The organism is Streptococcus mitis (genome assembly GCF_047464965.1).
GTDB lineage: Bacteria > Bacillota > Bacilli > Lactobacillales > Streptococcaceae > Streptococcus > Streptococcus mitis_DU.
In genome coordinates, this window is record NZ_JASHAT010000003.1 from 25,973 (window position 1) to 49,414 (window position 23,442).

Consider the following 23,442-nt stretch of genomic DNA (forward strand, 5'->3'; position numbering starts at 1 on the left):
TATACCATTTTTTTAATGATTTTCAAAATGAAGATTTGTTTTCAAAAAAGAGCTGGTTTCCCAACTCTTTCCTATCATCTACTCTTTTTCCATTAAAAAGTCATAAATTTCTTGCACGGTACCCAGCGCCATCATTTCTTGGTCTTTGACGGTTTGTTTGAGATTTTGGTAAATCTGACTCTCAGCTATATCACGCTTTTCAGCCTCTTTATTCACTGTCATGACACCATCTTTGATGGTCACAAAGCCTAGCTCTTCAAATACTTGAATCATTTTGACCAGCAAGATTTGTTGGATATTGAGATAAGTAGCCAAATCCTTCAGTTTGTAGCGAATATCAAACTCTGGGAACTGGTAGATAGTCTTGTACAATTTTGCAAACTGCTCTCTAGTCCCATATCCCGTCAGATAGTAGGCCTTGTCAATATCATTTTTGAAATAGACCGCAGAGAAATTCTGCTTTTGAAAAATGGTCTTTAGCAGGGTCATATCCTCAGGAATTGTTTTCACAACAACCGCTTCACTAGTCACTAAATCTGGCACTTCTCCAGCAAAATCCAAGACTGGAACTCCCTCTGGCAAGGTGGCATTCTTTCCACGGATGTTAAAGAGCTGAACACCCTCCACGCGTGCATCCACCATCATCAACTGGAGGGCAGTTTGGCCATTCCATTGATTGACAGACAATTTGACTGCCAACTCTAGATTCTTGGTTTGAGCAAATTCTGTTGCCCATCTACCTTGACCGAAGGCCACCACTTCAAAACTAGCCTCACCCTTAGAAATTTTCAGCTTGAGATGGGCATTGCCTGCCCCCATGGTACGGGCACTTTCGACCTGAAAATCCTTGATATAAAAGACGGGTTTCTGGTTGTCCATTCCAAAGGGAGCTAAACGTTCAAAGTTCTTGACTGTTTCAAGACTCAAAGTCTCCAAATCCAGCTCTTCATCTAGATTTAACTTGTTCTTACCTCCAGCATCTGCGCCTTTTTCACGGACATAATCTTCCAAGACCTGAGATAAATCTGAAAGTTTCTCAACTTCCAGCGTCATACCCGCTGCACCAGCATGGCCACCAAAGGCGATAAAGAGGTCGCGATGGGGATCTAGGGCTTCAAAAATATCGACCGCTTCCACACTACGAGCACTTCCCTTGGCACGACCGTCTTCTATATTAAGAACGATGACTGTCTGTCCCAATTCTTCCAACAAACGACCAGCCACGATTCCTAGAACCCCAGGATTCCAGCCTTCCTTGGCCAAGACCTGGACCTTCTTCTCAGAATCCACCATGGTCTTTGCTTCTTCATAGATAGACTGGACAATTTCCTTGCGCTCTTCATTTTTCTGGTGAATCATGAGAGCAATCTCATGCGCCTCCTCATCATCAAACCCAGTCAGCAAATCAATGGCAGGATTGGGATCATCCAAGCGGCCCAAGGCATTTAAACGAGGGGCAATCTGGAAACCGACTGTCTCTTCTGTCACTTCATTAGCAGCAATCCCAGCTATGTCCAGCATTTCTTGTAGGCCAATACGCTGAGTATGCCCCAACATTTCCAGACCATACTGAACCAAGATACGATTTTCATCCGTCAGACTCACCATATCTGCAATGGTTCCGATTGCAACCAAATCCAGTAGTTCCACTTGCACTTCTTCTAAAAGGGCACAAGCCAGCTTGAAGGCCACTCCACAACCAGCCAAATATTTGAAAGGATAGTCCGCATCAGGATGTTCAGGATGGACAATAGCATAGGCATCTGGTAAGGTTTCAGGCATAGAATGGTGGTCAGTCACAATGACATCTACTCCCATAGACTGGGCCAATTCAATAGCCTCGTGACCCGCAACCCCATTGTCCACTGTCACAATCAAGGAAATTCCTTCTTGCTCGATAAAATATTTATAAACACTGGCATTAGGTCCATAACCGTCGGTAAAACGATTGGGCAGATAAACCCGGCACTCAGCACCAAGCTGTTCCAAACTTTCCTTCACAATAGAAGCCGAAGTCATACCATCCGCATCATAGTCTCCATAGATGAGAATATTTTCCCCTTCTTCAATGGCCTGACGAATCCGTTCTACTGCCTTGTCCATATCATGGAGCAGATAGGGATCGTGCAAGTCTTCCAAAGAAGGTTCTAAGAACTTCTTTAGACTTTCTTGGTCCTGAATCCCTCTTTCAAATAATAACCGAGCCACCTCAGGACCCAGTCCAGCCTTCTTGGCTATCTTTGTAAAATCCGCATCTTCTACTTGCGGGGCAAACTGCCATTCATAAGTAGGTGTTATCAACAAGACATCCACTCTTTCTAAGAATTCTATTGCTTCATTATAACATGATTTAGGCTTTTTCTCTATCCTGATTGCTTTCTACAAAAATTTTACTAACTTTTTTCTGATATGATTTGACAAGAAAAATCTTTTGGTGTAGAATCATGTTATAAAATCTAACACAAAGGAGATTTCTTATGGCTTTAGTAGAATTTGAACACGTCGAAAAATATTACGGAGACTACCACGCACTCCGCGACATCAATCTCCGTTTTGAAAAAGGGCAAGTCGTTGTACTCCTTGGACCTTCTGGTTCTGGGAAGTCCACTCTTATCCGTACGATTAATGGTTTAGAGGCTATCGACAAGGGAAGTCTTCTAGTAAATGGTCACCAAGTTGCTGGTGCCAACCAGAAAGATTTGGTGCCTCTTCGTAAAGAAGTTGGCATGGTTTTCCAGCATTTTAACCTCTATCCACACAAAACGGTGTTAGAAAACGTAACACTCGCACCCATAAAAGTTCTAGGAATTGATAAAAAAGAAGCTGAAAAAACAGCCCAAAAATATCTGGAATTTGTAAATATGTGGGACAAGAAAGATTCTTATCCAGCCATGCTATCTGGTGGACAAAAACAACGGATTGCCATCGCACGTGGACTCGCTATGCATCCTGAACTCCTCCTCTTTGATGAGCCAACATCTGCTCTTGACCCTGAAACCATCGGCGATGTTCTGGCAGTTATGCAAAAATTAGCCCACGATGGTATGAATATGATTGTCGTGACCCATGAAATGGGCTTCGCCCGTGAAGTTGCTGACCGCATCATCTTTATGGCTGACGGAGAGGTTTTGGTGGATACGACAGATGTTGATGACTTTTTCGACAATCCAAGCGAACCTCGTGCCCAACAATTCCTCAGCAAAATCATCAACCACGAAAGTGACAAAGTCAAATAAGGAGGCGCCTATGAAAAAGAAATTCTTTCTATCCGCATTATTGATTAGCCTTTTCGGCCTTGCTGCTGCAAAACCAGTTCAGGCTGATACCAGTGTCACAGACATTCAAAAGAGAGGCGAGCTGGTTGTCGGTGTGAAACAAGACGTTCCCAACTTCGGCTACAAGGATCCCAAGACAGGGACCTATTCTGGTATCGAAACCGACTTGGCCAAGATGGTAGCTGATGAACTCAAAGTCAAGGTTCGTTATGTGCCGGTTACAGCACAAACTCGCGGACCCCTTCTAGACAATGAACAGGTCGATATGGATATCGCGACCTTTACCATCACAGATGAACGCAAAAAACTCTACAACTTCACCAGCCCTTACTACACCGACGCTTCTGGCTTTTTGGTCAATAAGTCTGCCAAAATCAAAAGCATTGAGGACCTAAACGGCAAAACTATCGGTGTTGCCCAAGGTTCCATCACCCAACGCCTGATTACTGAACTGGGTAAAAAGAAAGGTTTAACCTTTAAATTCGTCGAACTTGGTTCCTACCCATAATTGATTACGTCCCTTCACGCTCATCGAATTGATGCCTTTTCCGTTGACCGCTCTATCCTATCTGGCTACATCAGTAAGCGCACAGTACTACTAGATGATAGTTTCAAGCCATCTGACTACGGTATCGTTACCAAGAAATCAAATACCGAGCTAAACAATTATCTTGATAACTTGGTTACTAAATGGAGCAAGGATGGTAGTTTGCAGAAACTTTATGACCGTTACAAGCTCAAACCATCTAGCCATACTGCAGATTAAGGAGGATACCCCATGACAGATTTATCATCTTGGACAGCCTATTTTCAGGATTTTGGACAATTTTTCAATGGTTTCCTCTTCACCCTTGCCCTAGCAATTGGATCCTTTATCCTCGCCATGGTTTTGGGCATCTTCTTTGGAGCTATGTCAACCAGCAAACGTCCAATTTTGCGCATTTTAGCTCGTATCTTTGTCGAATTTTACCAAAATACTCCCCTTTTGGTGCAGTTTGTTATCGTTTTTTATGGCCTACCTCTTATCAGTGACCATATCATCATGATTCCGATTTATTGGACAGCTGTTCTCTGCGTGGGACTCTATCACGGCGCCTATATCGCTGAGGTTATTCGCTCAGGCATTCAGTCTATTCCTAGCGGTCAGATGGAGGCCGCCCTGTCGCAAGGTTTTACCTATATCAGTGCCATGCGCTTGATTATCTTGCCTCAGGCCTTTCGTATCATTCTCCCTCCTTTGACCAACCAAATCGTCAACCTCATCAAGAACACCTCTACAGTTGCCATCATCTCTGGAGTGGACTTGATGTTTGTGACCAAGTCTTGGTCAGCACTTAACGGAAACTACATTCCAGCATTTTTAGGCGCTGCCCTGCTCTACTTCTCTCTTTGCTTCCCTGTTGCCCAGTTTGGTCGCAAGATGGAGCAGGCCAACAAAAAAGCCTATTCACTTTAGGAGGTTACTATGGAATCCATTTTAGAAGTTTTGACCCCAGATAACCTAGTCTTTATCTTTAAAGGATTTGGCTTGACCCTCTACATTTCTCTAATCGCTATCGTCCTCTCTACCCTTATCGGAACGGTGCTAGCCGTCATGAGAAATGGCAAAAATCCTGTCTTACGAATCATCTCCAGCATTTACATCGAGTTTGTGCGTAATGTTCCCAACCTCCTCTGGATTTTCACCATCTTTTTGGTTTTCAAGATGAAATCTACTCCAGCAGGTATTACAGCCTTCACCCTCTTTACCTCAGCAGCCTTGGCTGAGATTATCCGAGGCGGTCTCAACGCCGTAGACAAGGGACAGTACGAAGCAGGAATGTCACAAGGCTTCACCTCAGCCCAAATCCTCTACTACATCATTCTCCCACAAGCTATCCGTAAAATGTTGCCAGCCATCATTTCTCAGTTTGTAACCGTGATTAAGGATACCAGTCTTCTCTACTCTGTTATCGCCCTACAAGAACTCTTTGGAGCCAGCCAAATTCTCATGGGCCGTTATTTCGAACCAGAGCAGGTCTTCAGTCTTTATATCCTGATTGCCCTCATCTACTTCAGCTTTAACCTAGCAATTTCTAGCCTGTCTCATATGCTAGCAAAACGTTGGCAACAAGCTACAGAATAAAAAACAGCTCTCCAGTTCACAATTGGAGAGTTTTTTGATGAGAGTAAACATTTATAGACATCAATTTGACACTATACTTTTTCTATGATAAAATGTAACAAATTTATTTACAACAAATCAAAATCTAAATGAAATGGAATTTTCTATGAAATCAATCAAAGGACTACTCTTTATCATAGCTAGTTTTATCTTGACTCTTTTTGCTTGGATGAACACTTCTCCCCAATTCATGATTCCAGGACTAGCTTTAACAAGCCTATCTCTGACCTTTATCCTCGCCACTCGTCTCCCACTACTAGAAAGCTGGTTTCACGGTTTGGAGAAGGTCTATACTGTCCACAAATTCACAGCCTTTCTCTCCATCATTCTACTCATCTTTCATAACTTTAGTATGGGCGGTTTGTGGGGCTCTCGCTTAGCTGCTCAGTTTGGCAATCTTGCAATCTATATCTTTATCAGCATCATCCTTGTCGCCTATTTAGGCAAATACATCCAATACGAAGCTTGGCGATGGATTCACCGTCTAGTTTACCTAGCTTATATTTTCGGACTCTTTCACATCTACATGATGATGGGCAATCGCCTCCTTACATTTAATCTCCTAAGTTTTCTTGTTGGTAGCTATGCCCTTTTAGGCTTACTAGCTGGTTTTTATATCATCTTCCTTTATCAAAAGATTTCCTTTCCCTATCTAGGGAAAATTACCAATCTCAAACGCTTAAACCACGATACTAGAGAAATTCAAATCCATCTTAACAGACCTTTCAACTATCAAGCAGGACAATTTGCCTTCCTAAAGATTTTCCAAGAAGGTTTTGAAAGTGCTCCACATCCCTTTTCTATATCAGGAGGTCACGGTCAAACTCTTTACTTTACTGTTAAAAATTCAGGCGACCATACCAAGAATATCTATGATAATCTTCAAGTCGGCAGCAAAGTAACTGTAGATAGAGCTTACGGACACATGATCATAGAAGAAGGACGAGAAAATCAGGTTTGGATTGCTGGAGGTATTGGGATTACCCCCTTCATCTCTTACATCCGTGAACATCCTATTTTAGATAAACAGGCTCACTTCTACTATAGCTTCCGTGGAGAGGAAAATACAGTTTATATAGATTTGCTCCATGACTATGCTCAGAAAAATCCTAATTTTGAACTCCATCTAGTAGACAGTAGGAAAGACGGCTATCTTAATTTTGAACAAAAAGAAGTACCCGAACAGGCAACCGTCTATATGTGTGGTCCCCTTTCTATGATGAAATTACTTGCCAAACAGATTAAGAAACAAAATCCAAAAGCAGAGCTTATTTACGAAGGATTCAAGTTCAAATAACCACTCATACTCTCCTGGAATTTCCTAGGAGTTTTTTTACGCAACCGCAAAAAAACACTGCCAGATTTCTAGCAGTGTTTTGTGTTTCATTTATCTTAGTAGACTGTTTTTTCAGTTTCTACATCGAAGAAGTGTGCTTTGTTCAAGTCAAAACCAAGTTCAACTGTTGCACCTGTTTGCAAGTAGTCACGAGCATCAACTTTGGCAACAAATTCGTCTTTACCAACTTGGCAGTATAGGTGAGATTCTGAACCAAGCAATTCTGATACAGAGATAGTAGCTTTGACAACTGATTCTGGGAATGTTTCAAGGAAAGCAGGTTCTGCATTCACATCTTCTGGACGGATACCGAAGATCAATTCTTTACCTTCATAGCCTTTTTCACGAAGAACTTTCAATGCTCCTTCTGGAACTTTCAAACGGAAACCGTCAGAAATAATTTCGCTACCAACCAATTTCACGTTGATGAAGTTCATAGCTGGGCTTCCGATGAATCCTGCTACGAATTTGTTAACTGGGTTTTTGTAAACTTCTTGAGGTGTACCGATTTGTTCTACACGTCCGATAGTACCTGTACCAGCAGGGTTTTTAGTTGCTGACATGATAACGATACGGTCTGCAAGTGTCATCGCTTCTGTTTGGTCGTGAGTTACGTAGATAGTTGTAGCTCCGATACGACGGTGGATTTTAGCGATTTCAGCACGCATAGATACACGAAGTTTTGCATCCAAGTTTGACAAAGGTTCGTCCATCAAGAATACTTTTGCATCACGGACGATGGCACGACCCATGGCAACACGTTGACGTTGACCACCTGAAAGGTCAGCTGGTTTACGATCCAAGAATTCTTTCAAACCGAGGATTGCAGCTGCTTCTTGCACACGTTTATCGATGTCTTCCTTGCTGTATTTACGCAATTTTAAACCGAAAGCCATGTTGTCATAAACAGTCATGTGTGGGTAAAGAGCGTAGTTTTGGAATACCATGGCGATGTCACGGTCTTTTGGAGCTACGTCGTTGACAACCACGCCATCGATAGATGCAGTACCTTCTGTGATGTCTTCAAGACCAGCAATCATACGAAGAGTTGTTGATTTACCACATCCTGAAGGACCTACGAAAACGATAAATTCTTTGTCTTTGATGTCCAAGTTGAAGTCTTCAACTGAATAGTGTTCGCTGTTTGGATATTTTTTGTAAATGTTTTTAAGATTCAATTCTACCATGAGGTGAACTCCTTTTGTCTTTTGATAGTTTTATTATAGATGAAAACGCTTTACATTTCTATGGCAAGGTGACCAAAAAAATAAAAAAGTTCTGTGCAACTTGCACAAAACTTTAGAGAATATCTGGTAAAATCAATTGATAACACAGGGTCAAGTCAGTCAGTTCTTTCAACTGTAGCCCTGTCAATTCTTCCCATTTATCAATCTTATATTGGAGAGAATTGCGGTGCAGATAGAGTTGCTGGGCTGTTTTAGTGAGAACAGCACTATTTTCCCAAAGAGAGAGAATGATTTCCTGAATCTGATCTTGATCCAAAATCATCTGATGTAGACATTCCTTGATTGCCTTCAAGTCCACGAGTCTTTCTCCTATACTCCAAAGATAGAGCTGAGAAAAAGTATGAACACCTTGGTGACCATGACGCCACCAAGTCTTAAACAAATCGCGCTCTGCTTTGATTAAGTCTGATAGGGCTTGATGTCCTGTCTGAGACCAAACCTGGCCCAACATGATTGACAGACGAAGTCCAAAGTCATACTCAACCGCTTCAATCGTATCACTTAAAATAGCTCGTACAGAAGTGTATTTATCTTGTTGAAGTACGAAAACATAATCCTGAGCTCCTACCTGAAGCACTGTCTGACAGTTAGGAAATAGAGTCCGCATCATATCCAGCCAAGAAGCTAGATTTTCCTGTTGGAAATAGGAAAGATGACAATAAACCAACTGAATCTTTTTAAAAGCTTGTGGTGCCTGTCCCTTCCCCTCAACCAGATAAGAATACCAAGGATTGAGCGAACGAGCCTGCTCCTGCTGGGTTAAAAGGGCAACCAACTGCTTTTCACGCTCGCTGAGCTCAGCTTCCTCCAGCAAAATCCACTGCTGAGAAGCTAAAGGAAGAGTTAGATAACCCTCTTTCTCTACTGGTTGATCTGAAATCTGAGCTTCAGGAAACCAGTCTTGTAGTTCTTTCGCCATCATTTCCTAGCCCTCCACTTTTTGGATGCACCACGAAATCAAGCTCTCAAGACGTTCCAGATTTTCAGTCATATGGAGATAGCCCATCACTGCTTCAAAACCTGTGGACATACGGTAAGTCACCACATCAGCATTTTTGGCCTTGGTGTGACTATTGGTATTGCGACCACGTTTGTAGATTTCTTCTTCTTTTTCTGTTAAAACCTGCTCCTCTAACATAAGGGAAATCAGGCGAGCCTGAGCCTTGGCTGACACATACTTGGTCGCTTCTTGGTGGAGTTTATTGGGTTTGGTCATACCTTTTAAAATGAGGTGACGACGTATATACATAGAATACACCGCATCTCCTTCAAAGGCTAGCGCAATCCCGTTAATGAGATTGACATCAATCACGTGTCCACCTCACTCCATCTTTGGTGTCAAGGAGCTTAATCCCTCGAGCAGCCAATTGGTCACGGATCTGGTCCGCTGTCGCAAAGTCACGATTGGCACGCGCTTCTTGGCGTTTTTGGATCAAGTCTTCAATCTCTGCATCCAAAACTTCCTCAATAAAGACAATTCCAAAGACCTCTAACATAGCCGCAAGAGCTTCCTTAACACTTGTATCATAGTTGCCAGAATTGATCCACTTGGCCATTTCAAAGACTACTGTGATTCCATTTGCCGCGTTAAAATCTTCATCCATTGCTGCTACAAACTTATCTTTAAAAGCTTGCAACTCTTGAGCATCTACAGTTCCAGTAAATGGTTGCTCATAGGTGTTTTTCAAATACTTGAGATTGGTCTCGGCGTCTCGCACTGCCTTTTCCGTAAAGTTGATTGGCTTGCGGTAATGTTGTGTCGCAAAGAAGAAACGAAGCACTTGGCCATCAAGAGTTTTAAGGGCATCGTGTACGGTTATAAAGTTGCCCAAAGACTTAGACATCTTGACATTGTCGATATTGACAAAGCCATTGTGCATCCAGTAGTTAGCAAAGATCTTGCCTGTTTTGGCTTCTGACTGGGCAATTTCATTGGTATGGTGAGGAAACTCTAGGTCAGCTCCACCACCGTGGATATCAATGGTGTCGCCCAAAATCTCTGTCGACATGACTGAACACTCAATATGCCAGCCCGGACGACCAGGTCCCCAAGGGCTATCCCAAGAAATCTCACCTGATTTAGCAGCTTTCCAAAGGGCAAAGTCCACAGGATTTTCCTTGCGAGCTGTTTCTTCATCAGTACGACCTGAAGCACCTAGCTCCAAATCTTCCAAGGTTTTATTGGCCAACTGGGCATAGTTATGAGATTTTTCCACACGGAAATAGACATCTCCTTGACTCTCGTAGGCAAAGCCTTTTCCAATCAAGTCTTCCACAAAGCGGATGATGTCAGCCATAAACTCCACCACACGCGGATGGCGAGTCGCAGGTTTGACGCCCAAGGCCGTCACATCCTCACGAAAGGCAACGATGTACTTGTCCGCAACCTCCTGAGGCGTGATCCCTTCTTCCTTGGCACGGTTGATAATCTTATCATCCACATCTGTGAAATTGGAAATATAGGTAACCTCAAAACCACGGTACTCAAAATAACGTCGAATCGTATCAAAAGCCACCGTTGAACGGGCATTCCCCACGTGGATATAGTTATACACGGTTGGCCCACAAACATACATCTTGACCTTGCCGTCCTCAATCGGGACAAATTCTCGCAAATCACGAGACATAGTGTCATAGATTTTAATCATAAATCATAGTCAGGAAATCCAAAATCCAAGAACAATTAGTTTCATCACTAAGAGTTCAATTGAATTTCAGTCCGAATGTCTCTACACTTCGGAATCCCTTGCTCCTTTCTCATTCAGATAAACCACCTGGGTCTGTTTGACAAAGCCAATTTTTTCATACAAGCGCTTGGCACCTACATTGCTGTCCTCTACTGCAATCTGAAATTCCTTGTCATTTTGCTCAATTAATTGGTTGACAAGGGATTTTGCTAAGTAGCTTCCATAGCCTTTCCCACGTTCAGGTTCAGATATTGCTAACCCGTAGAAGTAATTCGTATTAGTCGATAAATCTACCGTGCAAGTTCCAATAACCTGACCGTCTTTTAACAAAATATATAAGCGACTTTCTGGATCCTTCAGAGCTTCAGCGACATATCTATCCACAATCTCTCTAGACTCATGTTCCTCTGAGAATGCCTGAAATTTTAACTGAGTAATTTGATCCTGATACGAACTATCTGCTAACAAAACTTCAAGATTGGAAATCTTTGCTAACGGATAAGGTCTTCTATCCTTACCTAACCAAGTTTCTGTCTCTTCATCCTCGACCAATCCCCAGTTGCTGACAAAATCAGGATGACGTTCTAGAAAAATACGTTCTGTCTGAAAAGTCACTGAACGAATAGGAAAAGAAGCTGTTTCTCTCTCAAAACTAGTAAACAATGCACGCGCAATCCCCTGATGTCGATAACCTGGATGAACCAGTATCGTCACTTCCACATCTTGGTCATCTGCATAGACAGTTAATAAACCAACAAGTTCGCCTTTTTCATAATAAAGGAAAAAGGCGGGCATGTTTGGGTCAAAATTAAGCATGTTAGAGAGATAGGGATCACGATAGGTACCGTCATAGTTTTGGCAACAGTTAATTAGTTTTTTCGCCTCAGATAACTCCTCTTGGCTTAACTTGTTTCTTGCTTGAATCATATAGCTATCCTCTACAAACCAGACGATCTGTGACTGGCTTCTTTAGCCTGCTCGAGTTTATTGACGTAGTACTCTCGTTTTTCTTCGACTTCGTGAATGACCGGCTCATCCTTTTTACCATGTACACGGACAATCTTAGCAGGAATACCGACAACCGTCACATCACTAGGTACGTCTGCTACAACAACTGCTGCAGCACCGACCTTGGCATTTTCACCGATTTCTACTGGTCCGATAACTTGGGCATGGGCTGATATGAGTGCTCCCTTTCGCACGGTTGGATGGCGTTTGCCACAGTCTTTCCCTGTTCCCCCAAGAGTCACTCCGTGATAAAGGAGAACACCTTTTTCAACAATAGCTGTCTCCCCAATCACCAAACCAGAGCCATGGTCGATAAAGACACCTGAATCAATCTGGGCACCTGGATGAATCTCAATTTGAGTCCAAAAGCGCCAAAACTGGCTGTGCATACGCGCCAAGAGTTTAAAGCCATGCTTCCAGAGAAAATGCGAGAGACGGTGGGCCGCCAAGGCCTTGACACCTGGATAAGTCAGCAAAACCTCCAAAGTGGTGCGGGCCGCTGGATCATTTTCTTTTACGATATCAATGGTTTCGCGCCACCATCCCATACATTTCTCCTTTTCTTATTCTGAATCTTTTGGTGTTTCTGTAAATTCTTTCTTAGGTTTGTGATCCTTATGATGACGTGGGCGGTGAGGTCTCTCAGACTTTTCGCCTTTTTCATCACGTTCAAGTTTTGGAGGACGAGGAAGAAGAGCTTTCATAGAAGCATCCACACGTCCTTTTTCATCAATCTTGATAACCTTAACATCAACTTCATCCCCGATTGCTACTAAGTCTTCGACATTATTGGTACGTGTCCAAGCCATCTCCGAGATATGAACAAGGGCATCTGTCTTATCAAAGAGGTTGACAAAGGCACCAAATTTCTCGATACGAACAACCTTAGCACGGTAAACTTCATCCACTTTGGCTTCACGAACCAAACCAGCAATGATTTCTTTGGCACGGTTAATAGCATCTTGGTCACTAGAGTAGATAGACACATTTCCTTCTTCGTCGATATCAATCTTAACGCCTGTTTCAGCGATAATCTTGTCGATGGTTTCTCCACCCTTACCGATGACAATCTTGATTTTATCCACATCAATCTTGATGGTATCAATTTTCGGAGCAGTTGGAGCCAATTCTGGACGAACTTCTGGAATGGTTGTTTCAATCACATCAAGGATTTCAAAACGAGCTTTCTTGGCTTGGGCAAGGGCTTCAGTCAAGATTTCTGCAGTGATCCCTTGAATCTTGATATCCATTTGTAGGGCTGTAATCCCGTCACGAGTACCTGCAACCTTAAAGTCCATATCTCCAAAGTGATCTTCCAAACCTTGGATATCTGTCAATACTGTATAGTTGTTTCCATCTGAAATAAGACCCATGGCAATCCCTGCTACTGGCGCCTTGATTGGCACACCACCAGCCATAAGGGCAAGAGTTCCCGCACAGATAGAAGCTTGAGATGAAGAACCATTTGATTCCAAGACTTCTGCTACCAAACGGATAGCGTATGGAAATTCCTCCAAGCTTGGCAAGACTTGAGCAAGGGCACGCTCACCGAGAGCACCGTGACCGATTTCACGACGACCTGGCGCACCGTAACGACCAGTTTCCCCTACAGAGTATTGTGGGAAGTTATAATGGTGCATAAAGCGTTTCTTGTACTCTGGATCCAAACCATCGATGATTTGAGTTTCTCCCATTGGGGCCAAAGTCAAGACTGAAAGAGCCTGAGTTTGTCCACGAGTGAAGAGACCAGAGCCGTGCACACGAGGAAGGAAGTCAACAACCGCATCCAAAGGACGGATTTCATCAACCTTACGACCGTCAGGACGTACCTTATCTTCTGTGATCAAACGGCGCACTTCAGCGTGTTCCATTTGTTCCAAGATTTCAGCCACATCTCGCATGATACGGTCAAATTCTTCATGGTCCGCATATTTTTCTTCGTAAACGGAAATAACTTGGTCCTTAACTGCTTGAGTTGCAGCTTCACGAGCCAATTTTTCTTCTACTTGGACCGCTTTTTGGAGGTCACTGTTGTAGGCTGCGATGATTTCAGCTTGCAAGTCAGCGTCCACATGAAGCAATTCCACTTCTGCTTTTTCTTTACCGACTGCTGCAACGATTTCTTCTTGGAAGGCAATCAATTCTTTGACTGCTTCGTGCCCTTTAAGGAGCGCTTCCAGCATGATTTCTTCTGATAATTCTTTAGCACCAGACTCTACCATGTTGATGGCGTGCTTGGTACCAGCTACTGTCAATTCAAGGAGAGATTGCTCTGCTTGTTCTTGCGTAGGGTTGATGATGATTTGACCATCTACATAACCCACCTGTACCCCAGCAATTGGACCGTCAAATGGAATATCTGAAATGGAAAGTGCCAAGGATGAACCAAACATAGCAGCCATTGGTGCAGAAGCATTTTCATCATAAGAAAGCACGGTGTTGATGACTTGGACTTCGTTACGGAAACCTTCCGCAAACATAGGACGGATTGGACGGTCAATCAAACGCGCTGTCAAAGTCGCATCTGTTGAAGGACGTCCTTCACGCTTCATAAAGCCACCAGGAAACTTCCCAGCCGCATACATTTTTTCTTCGTAGTTGACTTGAAGTGGGAAGAAATCCCCAGTTGCCATTTTCTTAGACATAACGGCTGCAGTCAAGACAGTTGACTCACCGTAACGTACAACAACAGAGCCATTTGCCTGCTTAGCAACCTGACCAGTCTCTACAATTAACTCACGACCCGCAAAAGTCGTTTGAAACACTTGTTTTGTCATTTTAATCCCCTTTGGATTGATGAAATTATACGCCTTGCCTACAAAGATCAAGATACCAAGGACGTCAAAAGCAAAGTAAAAATAGGAAACTGACGCAGTCTTCGATGAAGACAAGACAGTTTATCTTTTTTACACAGCTTTTCGGCCGGGTTCAATTGCTCAAGATAGCATTCGATTGACGCAGTGTGCGATGCACACTAGGAAATCTATCTTTTTCACTAGGGATTTAGCCCGTGTTCAACTATTTAGATACTTTGAAAAGTTTAAAAATATTATTCTTTAGTATTTTTCCTTTTTATAGCAGATTTGAATAGTTAAAAATCTGTTTATACCCTCATCTTTGTATCAAGTACGTACAGAGTCTATTTTATCATATTTTTCTTAAAAAGTGCGGTCTTTACCATTAAAAAGGAACCATTCCCCTCACCTGAGAAGAATGGTTTGCTTTTTATTATCCGAGAGACTGATGATTAAACAAGGCATGAGTTGCTTGGTGGATGTATTTTGCTGTTTCAGCATTGTTCATAGTGTAGAGATGCACACCGGCAACATCCTGAGTTACCAAGTCCACGATTTGGTCCACTGCATAGGCAAGTCCTGCTGCTCTGAGCGACTCAGGGTCATGCTCATACTTGTCTAAGATGGCTTTAAATTTGCGTGGAAGATGGATATTTTCACAAGTCTTCAAGAGGCGGAGAGCCTGATTTCGATTCAGAATTGGCATAATCCCTGCATGAATAGGAACATCAATCCCAGCCAAGATGCACTTGTCTTGGAAATCATAGAAGCGCTCATTGTCAAAGAAAAGCTGAGTTACAAGACTCGAACAGCCTGCATCCACTTTCTTCTTAAGATTTTGAATATCTGAAATCTGATTTGGCGAATCAGGGTGACCTTCTGGATAACAAGCACCAACAATATCAAAGTGAGGGGCTTGTTCCTTGATGAACTCGATCAAGTCAGTTGCGTAACGGAAATCCTTTTGTGGTTCCACATCAGGAATAATATCCCCACGAAGAGCCAAGATTTTCTGCACCCCAACCTTGTCCAAGTCTGCAATAGTTTCAGCAACCTTGTCCTTGGTCAGATAGATAGCTGGCAAGTGAGCAATAGTCGGAATCGCCAAATCATTTTGGATAAAGTCAGCCAAACGAACCGTCGTTTCCTTGATATTAAATTTATTATTGCTGGCAGTTACACTGATAAAGTGCGGCGCTAGCTCCTGCATATCTTGAAGAGCAGAAATAATGTTATCATTACCTACGGCTGGGTTTGGAGGGAACACTTCAAATGAGAGTGACGGTGTTTGGCGTGACATAGTCATTATCCTTTTCTAGTTGATTTTTCGTTAGCTGGACTCTTAGAATCCAAGTGAAACAGGCAGATTGACCAAACAGCGCTTCTAGAGAAATCCTTATCTTACAATTTCTCACGCGCAGCTTTAGCTGCTTCAACAAGGCGGATCAAGCTTTCTTTTGTTTCTGGAATACCACGTGTTTTCAAACCACAGTCAGGGTTGATCCAAACTTTCTTGCTTGGCACTTTAGCAAGGATGGCTTCGATTGTGTGGTCGATTTCGCCTTCATTTGGCACACGAGGAGAGTGGATATCGTAAACCCCAGGTCCCACTTCTGTTTGGAAGTTTTTCGCTTTGAGTTCGTCCAAGATTTCAAGATTTGAACGGCTAGCCTCAAACGAGATAACGTCCGCATCCAAGTTATCGATAGCTGGGATGATATCTGTAAATTCTGAGTAACACATGTGAGTGTGGATTTGTGTGTCTGGTGCTACTGTTGAGTGTACCAAGCGGAAGGCAGGAATTGCCCAGTCAAGGTAGTCTTCGTACCAGTCGCTACGACGGAGTGGCAATTTTTCACGAAGAGCAGCTTCGTCGATTTGGATGATTTTCACACCAGCAGCTTCAAGGTCAAGCACTTCATCCTTGATAGCAAGAGCGATTTGAAGAGTAGAATCCTTGATAGAGATGTCTTCACGTGGGAATGACCAGTTGAGGATGGTAACAGGTCCAGTCAACATACCTTTAACAGGTTTGTTTGTACGGCTTTGTGCATAGCTAGACCATTTAACAGTGATAGGGTTAAGACGAGTGACATCACCCCAGATGATTGGTGGTTTAACCCCACGCATACCGTATGATTGTACCCAACCATTTTTAGAGAAGAGGTAACCTGACAAGTTTTGTCCGAAGTACTCAACCATGTCATTACGCTCAAATTCACCGTGAACAAGGACATCAAAATCGATATCTTCTTGCCATTTGATCCATTCATCGATCGTTTCAGCAAGGAAAGCGTCATACTCTTCTTGAGACAATTCACCTTTACGGTAAGCCAAACGTTTAGCACGAACTTCTTTTGTTTGAGGGAATGAACCGATAGTTGTTGTTGGAAGAGCTGGAAGTTTGAAAGCTTCTTCTTGGATGGCTTCACGTTCTGCAAAGGCTGGCAAACGAGTGTAGTCAGCGTCTGTCAAACCAGCGATGCGCGCACGAAGTTCTGCATTTTCACCAACACGCTCAGTCGCAAAGAGTTCTTTGTTAGCTGCAAGAGCTTCTGCTCCTTGACCGTTGCGGATAGCATCCAAATCACGGATTTCGTCTAATTTTTCAACTGCGAAGGCAAAGTGGTTCAAGATAGCTGGTTCAAATTCTTCATTAGCTGTTGTAAATGGCACATGAAGAAGTGAGCATGAGCTTGTCAAGACAATGTTTTCAGCTGGAATTTGCTCAAGAACAGCCAAGCTCTTTTCGTAGTTGTTACGCCAGATGTTTTTACCATTGACAATACCTGCATAAAGAGTCTTATCAGCTGGGAAACCACCTTTAACGAGTTCAAGAGTTTTCTTACCTTCAACGAAATCAAGACCGATAGCATCTACTGGCAATTTCACAAGGTCAGCGTAAACGTCACGAACGTCTCCGAAGTAAGTTTGAAGCAAGACTTCAAGACCTTTTTTGTCAGCCAAGAGTTTGTTGTAAAGGTTCAAGAAGAGAGCTTTTTCTTCAGCTGTCAAATCTTTTACAAGAGCCGCTTCGTCCAATTGGATACGAGTCGCACCAAGTTCTACCAATTTTGCAAAAACTTCTTGGTAAGCAGCCACTAAACTGTCTACGAAGTCTTCTGCTTTCACGCCTTCTTCAAAGTCTGACAATTGAAGGAAAGTGAATGGACCTACAAGAACTGGACGAGTGCTCAATCCAAGTTCTTTTGCTTCTTGGAACTCATCAAAAATCTTGTGACCTGCAAGTTTGACTTGAGTGTCTTTTTCAAATTTAGGAACGATGTAGTGGTAGTTGGTATTGAACCATTTCTTCATTGGAAGGGCGCGAACGTCCCCTTTTTCTCCTTGGTAACCACGACCCAAAGCGAAGTAGCGCTCAAGGTCAGACAAGTCCAGGTTTTGAACTGAAGCAGGTACCACGTTGAAAAGGAAGGCTGCATCTAGGAAGTTGTCATAGTGAGAGAAGTCATTTGATGGAATTTCAGTGATACCTTTTTCTTTGACAATGTTCCAGTGTTTAGCACGCAAGTCTTTTGCTGCTGCCAAGAGTTCTTCTTCTGAGATTTCTTTTCTAAAGTATTTTTCAGTTGTAAATTTTAATTCGCGGAATTCGCCCAAACGAGGGAAACCGATGATTGTAGTTGACATGATGTGTCCTCCAAAATTTGTTGTTGAAACTATCTTAACAGAAAAGGAATCATCTGTATAATTGTAAAAAATTAGGCTTTGATATAGTTTGAAACTATATCTCTGTTTTAAACAAAAGAAAAAGACTTGAAATAAATGCCTCAAATCCTTTGTGTAGCTTGTTTTATAGCTCTATTGCAGTTAGGATCTTCAAACGCGTTATTAGTAATTCTTATAAGTGACTATGGCTTGTTATTAGAAAAGACTATAGGTTGATTTTTCTTTTGTAATTCTGATATTTCCCTGAAAAGTGCGGACGGGAGCAACTTACTTCGTAATTTCATCCCTAATTTTTGAGCCAGAATGTCTCAAAAATTCCGTTCTAGATAATAATAAATTATTATCTAGAATACCACTATAGCGGGAAATATCCGCTAAAAGCTCACTTCGTTCGCACTTGATATAAATAAAGCATAATTTTTCTATATTATACACTTGAGGCACTATAACTATTAAATTTGTTAAAGTTTTCCAAGTTCTTCCTATCAACTCTTTCTCTGTTCGAGGGGGACTACTGCTAGTGTCTTTCCTAAACTGGCTAAAACTTTCAAGACTGTATCCAACTGGGGGCTAGTCTTTCCTGTTTCCATCCTAGCTATGACAGGCTGGCTCACTCCACTGAGTTCCTCTAGCTTTTTCTGGCTGATTCCTTGCTCATGTCTGGCTTCAATCAACTCACTCATGATAGCCACTCGCATATCACTTTCAAGTATTTCCTCCTTGGTAAAGAGTTCTGACCTGACATCCTTCCAGTTACTCCCAATAGCACTATTCTTCATCACTTACCCCTCTTTCTTTTAAGTCCTTCAGTTCACGCTTGGCTTTTTCAATTTCTCTTCTAGGAGTTTTCTGAGTCTTTTTGACAAAATGATGTAAAAGAACAAAACTACCATCAAGCCACGCTACAAATAAAATTCGATCTCTCAAAGGTCTTAGTTCCCATATCTCATCTTCCAAGTGTTTCATATAGGGTTCCCCAGCTCTGGTCCCTTGCTGACTAAGTAACTCGATATAGTCATTTAGTTTATTGAGTTTGATGCGGCTATCCTTACTTTTACGACAGGCCAATTCTCTCATATAATCCAAGACTGGCTCATTTCCATTTTTGTCCTTATAGAAGTAAATCGTATGCACCTAGCAACCTCTTTCTAATTTAATTATAACTCAAAAGTTATTAAAAGTAAATCCTAACATTCAGAAAAAGAAGACCTTAGAAAAATTCCAAAGGTCTCATCTTTATTATTCGAAAAAATACGAGAAGAGTTATAAATTGAAGGCAATCCTTACTATTATTCCAGCTCTATCCCCTTCTCTCGGAGATTTGCCAGACACTCCTCATAGTAGGTCGAGTCATGTTCGCTGTATATAGGACTAGTCAACTTTTCCTCTACTAATTCTTGATAAGGAGGGCAGGTCTTACCACGATAGTTTTTATCCAACCACTCTGGACTGACATTGTAGCCACGGTCAGCCATCTCCTCCATAATCAAGCGATGATAGGCATAGAGACGATAGGGCGAGTGGGTAAAGACATAGTCCACCGTTGCATGCTTTCTGCCCCAGCCATTGCCACGGAGGGCACAGCACTCTCGATGTTGTCCCAAGAGTTGAGGACGGGGAAGCTGTGAAATCAAAGCCTCATGCCAAAGTCTCATGACAATCTCCTTTTAGTAAAGTCGAATGTTGCAGATAAGCATTTGGATAACGTTCAAGCAACTCTCGAGTCTTAGCAATTACATCTTCCTTGGAAGCTTGACCAAAGCGGTAGCAATCCAGCAAGAGCATGTAGTCCTTGCGCTCAGCATCTGTCGCTTTCTTTTTGAAATAACCCCAAATATGCTGAAAAGCATTGCAAACCTGACCCCTGTGTTCTGGAATCTGGCAGGCACGGTCAATCATCTCCTGAATCTGACTCACCTCCACCTCTTCATTCTTTAGATACTGACGAATCTCATTGTAAATATTGCTAGAATGACTCAAAACGAGGTATTTGTTTCTCGCCCAGAGTTGCTGGCAAAGGGCACGTTGATTGTTATTTTCCATATTTCTCCTTACTTTCTACTAGTTCCCCGGAAATATGGAAACAAAGTTATATCTTAAAAATGAGCGAATAAATAGTATTTTTCGTAGAGCCTGATTTTTTTAATAAATATTAGTCAACAATCCTTAAATACCTGAATAAGTCTCTACTAACAACTGAATCTTACGTAAAACTTCTTGCTTTTTTCGTTCACGCGCTCCCTGTCTACGAGAAGTTGGTGGAATAATCGAATCCAAATCAGTCCCACTGTTTTCAGCATAACCTCGTTGAATTGATTTGTCTATGAATAATTGGTAATCAGCTACAAGTTTCTCAGACTCAGCTAGGTCATGGATTGCGATTTTCTTACGCCCCTTGCCATATTCGTAGAAAGCATTGATAATCCCATCATGGTCTTTCAATTTTTGCAAATCAGTGTCATTAATAAACCCGATAACCAACTCTTCTTTGGCACGAATATCAATGCTAGAGCGAATCACACGACTAACTTCTGCTTTCATTGCTTCTTTGGACTCAGAATTCTTCGATTTTTCAACAATCAATGCAAGAATGTAGTCCAGATTAATCTCATCTGTTTTTAAGAGTTCGATTTCAAATTCAACATCTGAAAGATCAACATCCAAATCCTTGGTCTTTTCATAATTTTTAAGGTTCAAAAATTCATCTCGAATTTCCACATAAGTGCTTCTTAAATCCTGAAGATAACCTTCTGAAATAGGTTTGTCGATTTCTTGAAATTCGTCATAATTTCGAAGAACATTATCAAGTTTCAATAACTCACCAAATAACTTAACAAACTCTTTTTTATCGTGCTCTGTTTCAATTTCTTGCGGGTTCGGGAATCCTTCCAGAATTTCCTGACAAACCGCAGTATATCCTTTGACCTCGATACCCGTTACTTGATCCACAAAACCATCCATGTATTCACTAAAGCTTTTTTCTAAGATGATTTCAAGCTTATTTGTGTCTCCAAAAGTCTTAATAGCTTCTTGCGTAGCCTTTTCTAAATCACGGAAACAAACAATATTTCCAAAAGGTTTAACCTTGTTAAAAATCCGATTGGTTCTCGAGAAGGCCTGAATCAAACCATGATAACGTAGATTTTTATCGACAAAGAGTGTATTCATAGTCGGGGCATCAAATCCCGTTAAGAACATACCGACCACAATCAGCAAATCCACTTCCTTGGATTTAACGCGTTTGGAAAGGTCACGATAGTAATTTTGAAACTCCTTCCCATCAGCTGAGAAGTTGGTCTTAAACATGTGATTATAATCATCAATCGTTCTAGAAAGAAACTCTTTAGAAGATAGAGGCATGGCTGTTTCTTGAGACTCTAGCTCTTCATCTTGAATTTCGCCGTAAGCTGACTGTTCTTCGTTAGGTGCAAAGCTAAAGATAGTCGCAACTTTCAAACGCTTAGCCTCTGGTAAAGCTGCTTGCTGTCGTTGGAGTTCTTCATAGTATAATTTTGCTGCTTCAATACTTTGTACAGCTAGCATAGCATTAAATCCAGACAATTGTTTTTGTTTATGAGTATAGTGTTGATTTCGGTGTGTTTTTGTATTATACACGCGAAGTAAGTATTCGGTAATGGTCGCGATCCGTTCTAGGTGAAGAAGAAGTTCTTTTTCCATCTTTTTCAACTTCTTCTCATCTACCTCACGACCGACCGCCTTTTCCGCATCCCTGTACTTATTAATTTCAGGCTTGATATAGTTGTAATCAACCTTAAACTTCAAGACTTTTTTATCCCGAATAGCATCCGTAATAACGTAATTATGAAGCTGCTCTCCAAAAACTTCTTGCGTTGTTTCACCCGTCAAACTATTTTCTGGGAAAATTGGTGTCCCTGTAAATCCAAATAGGGCGTACTGTTTAAAAGCCTTCTTAATGCGCTTTTGAGCCTTCCCAAACTGAGAACGATGACACTCGTCAAAAATCAAGACACATTTCTTAGCATAGACTTCATGATTAGGATTTGCAGTGATAAACTTATTTAACTTTTGAATAGTTGTGACAACGATTCGATCATCATTTTCTTCGATACTGCATTGTAGTTCTTTTGTATTGTTACTACCATTGACTGAATTTGGTTGGAATTTTTGATATTCCTTCATAGTTTGATAGTCTAAGTCTTTTCTATCTACAACGAATATCACTTTGTCAATGTAGTCCAACTCTGTCGCTAAGCGCGCAGTCTTAAAGCTGGTCAAGGTTTTCCCTGACCCTGTCGTATGCCAGATATAACCACAAGCATTGATGGTTCCAAAATTCTTCATTTCATTGGAAGAATGAATCTTGCGCAAGATACTTTCAGTTGCTGCTATCTGATAAGGACGCATGATGAGCAAGGTATTATCCACATCAAAAACACAATACTTGGTCAAAACTTCCAAGAGGACACGCTTGCTTAAGAAAGTAACAGTAAAATCTTCCAATTCGTGAATGGTCTTATTCTTACGGTCTGCCCACTCACAGGTAAACTCATAGTGATTTTTATTCTGAGCTGTTGTATTTGCAAAGTAGCGTGTATAAGTACCATTCGAAATCACAAAAATCTGAACATACTTATACAAAGAATTTTCGCTGTTAAAGCTTTCCTTACTATAACGGTGAACCTGATTAAAGGCTTCTTGCAGACTAACTCCCCGCTTCTTCAATTCAATCTGAACTAGCGGAAGACCATTGACTAAAATTGTCACATCATAACGGTTGGTATGACTCCCCACTTGCGTCACTTGGTTGATGACCTGCATACTGTTGTTGTGAATGTTTTTCTTGTCAAGGATGAAAATATTTTTAATCCGTCCATCATCAAAAACAAAGTCATAGATATGATTTTCTTGGATTTTTCGTGTTTTTTCAACCAAACCTTCATTGGGACAATCTAAATACTCGACTACAAAACGTTGCCATTCAGCATCCGTAAACGTAACCTTATTAAGCTTTTCAATTTGAACCTTTGCATTCGCTAAAAGCTCCGCAGGTGTATGGATATCCAATCGTTCATAATTGAGACCATTGACTAAATCCATAAGCAATTGTCTTTCCAAATCTGCCTCAGACTGAAATTCTCTATCTGTGCGATACTCTGGTTGATACTCAGCCAAGAGAATCCCTTCATTTGTTTCCGCAATTACTTCATGTACTTTTGAATAATCAACCATAGTATGCTTCCTTTTATTGTATTAATTGA

Annotated in this window: 19 protein-coding genes and 1 pseudogene; 5 read left to right on the top strand and 15 right to left on the bottom strand. The window is 41.7% G+C overall.

What is annotated here, in order from left to right:
* Positions 1 to 78: 78 nt before the first annotated feature.
* Positions 79 to 2,301: a single-stranded-DNA-specific exonuclease RecJ gene (recJ, locus tag QM408_RS02485; protein ID WP_414373480.1), complete on the bottom strand. Its 2,223-nt coding sequence runs from the start codon at positions 2,299 to 2,301 to the stop codon at positions 79 to 81.
* Positions 2,302 to 2,477: 176 nt separating this feature from the next.
* Between recJ and QM408_RS02490 the strand changes: the two genes are divergently transcribed.
* The 5 genes and pseudogenes from QM408_RS02490 to QM408_RS02510 all read left to right on the top strand — a co-directional run bounded on the left by QM408_RS02490 (position 2,478) and on the right by QM408_RS02510 (position 6,736).
* Positions 2,478 to 3,236: an amino acid ABC transporter ATP-binding protein gene (locus tag QM408_RS02490; RefSeq protein WP_237447261.1), complete on the top strand. Its 759-nt coding sequence runs from the start codon at positions 2,478 to 2,480 to the stop codon at positions 3,234 to 3,236.
* 10 nt (positions 3,237 to 3,246) lie between these two features.
* Positions 3,247 to 4,041 (top strand): annotated as a pseudogene (locus QM408_RS02495) (transporter substrate-binding domain-containing protein).
* Between the two features lie 12 nt (positions 4,042 to 4,053).
* Complete coding sequence (locus tag QM408_RS02500; RefSeq protein ID WP_000131137.1) at positions 4,054 to 4,731, top strand: amino acid ABC transporter permease; 678 nt, start codon at positions 4,054 to 4,056, stop codon at positions 4,729 to 4,731.
* Between the two features lie 9 nt (positions 4,732 to 4,740).
* Entirely contained in the window at positions 4,741 to 5,400 is a 660-nt protein-coding gene (locus QM408_RS02505; RefSeq protein WP_237447260.1) for an amino acid ABC transporter permease, read from the top strand.
* Between the two features lie 145 nt (positions 5,401 to 5,545).
* The gene (locus tag QM408_RS02510) at positions 5,546 to 6,736 is read left to right on the top strand and encodes a ferredoxin reductase family protein (protein ID WP_237447259.1); all 1,191 of its coding nucleotides are present in this window, start codon (positions 5,546 to 5,548) and stop codon (positions 6,734 to 6,736) included.
* Positions 6,737 to 6,831: 95 nt separating this feature from the next.
* On the opposite strand, the gene QM408_RS02515 is transcribed toward QM408_RS02510, so the two are convergent.
* From QM408_RS02515 to QM408_RS02580, 14 genes are all read right to left on the bottom strand, one after another.
* Positions 6,832 to 7,962, bottom strand: coding sequence for an ABC transporter ATP-binding protein (locus QM408_RS02515; protein WP_033686510.1), 1,131 nt, complete (start codon positions 7,960 to 7,962; stop codon positions 6,832 to 6,834).
* Positions 7,963 to 8,074: 112 nt separating this feature from the next.
* Positions 8,075 to 8,944, bottom strand: coding sequence for a helix-turn-helix domain-containing protein (locus tag QM408_RS02520; protein WP_261056982.1), 870 nt, complete (start codon positions 8,942 to 8,944; stop codon positions 8,075 to 8,077).
* Between the two features lie 3 nt (positions 8,945 to 8,947).
* Positions 8,948 to 9,334, bottom strand: a complete 387-nt coding sequence (locus tag QM408_RS02525; RefSeq protein ID WP_000567927.1) for a Mini-ribonuclease 3 — start codon at positions 9,332 to 9,334, stop codon at positions 8,948 to 8,950.
* Positions 9,327 to 10,670 (bottom strand): cysteine--tRNA ligase, encoded by a 1,344-nt coding sequence (gene cysS / locus QM408_RS02530; protein ID WP_414373484.1) that lies wholly within the window; start codon positions 10,668 to 10,670, stop codon positions 9,327 to 9,329. The genes QM408_RS02525 and cysS overlap by 8 nt, the downstream gene beginning before the upstream one ends.
* Before the next feature lie 81 nt (positions 10,671 to 10,751).
* Positions 10,752 to 11,636 carry a GNAT family N-acetyltransferase gene (locus tag QM408_RS02535; protein ID WP_261078389.1) on the bottom strand — a complete coding sequence of 295 codons (885 nt, stop codon included), beginning with the start codon at positions 11,634 to 11,636 and terminating at the stop codon, positions 10,752 to 10,754.
* A gap of 11 nt (positions 11,637 to 11,647) precedes the next feature.
* The gene (cysE, locus tag QM408_RS02540; protein ID WP_061088317.1) at positions 11,648 to 12,265 is read right to left on the bottom strand and encodes a serine O-acetyltransferase; all 618 of its coding nucleotides are present in this window, start codon (positions 12,263 to 12,265) and stop codon (positions 11,648 to 11,650) included.
* A gap of 15 nt (positions 12,266 to 12,280) precedes the next feature.
* A complete protein-coding gene (pnp, locus tag QM408_RS02545; protein ID WP_261078388.1) occupies positions 12,281 to 14,494 on the bottom strand; it encodes a polyribonucleotide nucleotidyltransferase in 2,214 nt (737 codons plus the stop codon).
* 451 nt (positions 14,495 to 14,945) lie between these two features.
* The gene (metF, locus tag QM408_RS02550) at positions 14,946 to 15,812 is read right to left on the bottom strand and encodes a methylenetetrahydrofolate reductase [NAD(P)H] (RefSeq protein WP_000089967.1); all 867 of its coding nucleotides are present in this window, start codon (positions 15,810 to 15,812) and stop codon (positions 14,946 to 14,948) included.
* Positions 15,813 to 15,913: 101 nt separating this feature from the next.
* Entirely contained in the window at positions 15,914 to 18,163 is a 2,250-nt protein-coding gene (gene metE / locus QM408_RS02555) for a 5-methyltetrahydropteroyltriglutamate--homocysteine S-methyltransferase (RefSeq protein ID WP_023947864.1), read from the bottom strand.
* A 524-nt stretch (positions 18,164 to 18,687) separates the two neighbouring features.
* The gene (locus QM408_RS02560) at positions 18,688 to 18,981 is read right to left on the bottom strand and encodes a helix-turn-helix domain-containing protein (protein ID WP_000797746.1); all 294 of its coding nucleotides are present in this window, start codon (positions 18,979 to 18,981) and stop codon (positions 18,688 to 18,690) included.
* Positions 18,971 to 19,336: a type II toxin-antitoxin system RelE/ParE family toxin gene (locus tag QM408_RS02565; protein WP_000556942.1), complete on the bottom strand. Its 366-nt coding sequence runs from the start codon at positions 19,334 to 19,336 to the stop codon at positions 18,971 to 18,973. Before QM408_RS02565 ends, QM408_RS02560 begins: the two co-directional genes overlap by 11 nt.
* A 155-nt stretch (positions 19,337 to 19,491) precedes the next feature.
* The gene (locus QM408_RS02570) at positions 19,492 to 19,857 is read right to left on the bottom strand and encodes a TIGR02328 family protein (RefSeq protein ID WP_023947861.1); all 366 of its coding nucleotides are present in this window, start codon (positions 19,855 to 19,857) and stop codon (positions 19,492 to 19,494) included.
* Positions 19,841 to 20,245 (bottom strand): YbgA family protein, encoded by a 405-nt coding sequence (locus QM408_RS02575; protein ID WP_314500058.1) that lies wholly within the window; start codon positions 20,243 to 20,245, stop codon positions 19,841 to 19,843. Before QM408_RS02575 ends, QM408_RS02570 begins: the two co-directional genes overlap by 17 nt.
* A 123-nt stretch (positions 20,246 to 20,368) precedes the next feature.
* Positions 20,369 to 23,413, bottom strand: coding sequence for a type I restriction endonuclease subunit R (locus tag QM408_RS02580; protein ID WP_414373490.1), 3,045 nt, complete (start codon positions 23,411 to 23,413; stop codon positions 20,369 to 20,371).
* Positions 23,414 to 23,442: the final 29 nt, after the last annotated feature.

Coding starts and splice junctions, on each gene's coding strand:
- metE (WP_023947864.1), bottom strand. CDS start 18,163: ATGTCAACTACAATCATCGGTTTCCCTCGTTTGGGCGAATTCCGCGAA.
- QM408_RS02570 (WP_023947861.1), bottom strand. CDS start 19,857: ATGAGACTTTGGCATGAGGCTTTGATTTCACAGCTTCCCCGTCCTCAA.
- cysE (WP_061088317.1), bottom strand. CDS start 12,265: ATGGGATGGTGGCGCGAAACCATTGATATCGTAAAAGAAAATGATCCA.
- QM408_RS02575 (WP_314500058.1), bottom strand. CDS start 20,245: ATGGAAAATAACAATCAACGTGCCCTTTGCCAGCAACTCTGGGCGAGA.
- pnp (WP_261078388.1), bottom strand. CDS start 14,494: ATGACAAAACAAGTGTTTCAAACGACTTTTGCGGGTCGTGAGTTAATT.
- metF (WP_000089967.1), bottom strand. CDS start 15,812: ATGTCACGCCAAACACCGTCACTCTCATTTGAAGTGTTCCCTCCAAAC.
- QM408_RS02515 (WP_033686510.1), bottom strand. CDS start 7,962: ATGGTAGAATTGAATCTTAAAAACATTTACAAAAAATATCCAAACAGC.
- QM408_RS02510 (WP_237447259.1), top strand. CDS start 5,546: ATGAAATCAATCAAAGGACTACTCTTTATCATAGCTAGTTTTATCTTG.
- QM408_RS02580 (WP_414373490.1), bottom strand. CDS start 23,413: ATGGTTGATTATTCAAAAGTACATGAAGTAATTGCGGAAACAAATGAA.
- QM408_RS02520 (WP_261056982.1), bottom strand. CDS start 8,944: ATGATGGCGAAAGAACTACAAGACTGGTTTCCTGAAGCTCAGATTTCA.
- QM408_RS02535 (WP_261078389.1), bottom strand. CDS start 11,636: ATGATTCAAGCAAGAAACAAGTTAAGCCAAGAGGAGTTATCTGAGGCG.
- QM408_RS02500 (WP_000131137.1), top strand. CDS start 4,054: ATGACAGATTTATCATCTTGGACAGCCTATTTTCAGGATTTTGGACAA.
- QM408_RS02505 (WP_237447260.1), top strand. CDS start 4,741: ATGGAATCCATTTTAGAAGTTTTGACCCCAGATAACCTAGTCTTTATC.
- QM408_RS02490 (WP_237447261.1), top strand. CDS start 2,478: ATGGCTTTAGTAGAATTTGAACACGTCGAAAAATATTACGGAGACTAC.
- cysS (WP_414373484.1), bottom strand. CDS start 10,670: ATGATTAAAATCTATGACACTATGTCTCGTGATTTGCGAGAATTTGTC.
- QM408_RS02560 (WP_000797746.1), bottom strand. CDS start 18,981: ATGAAGAATAGTGCTATTGGGAGTAACTGGAAGGATGTCAGGTCAGAA.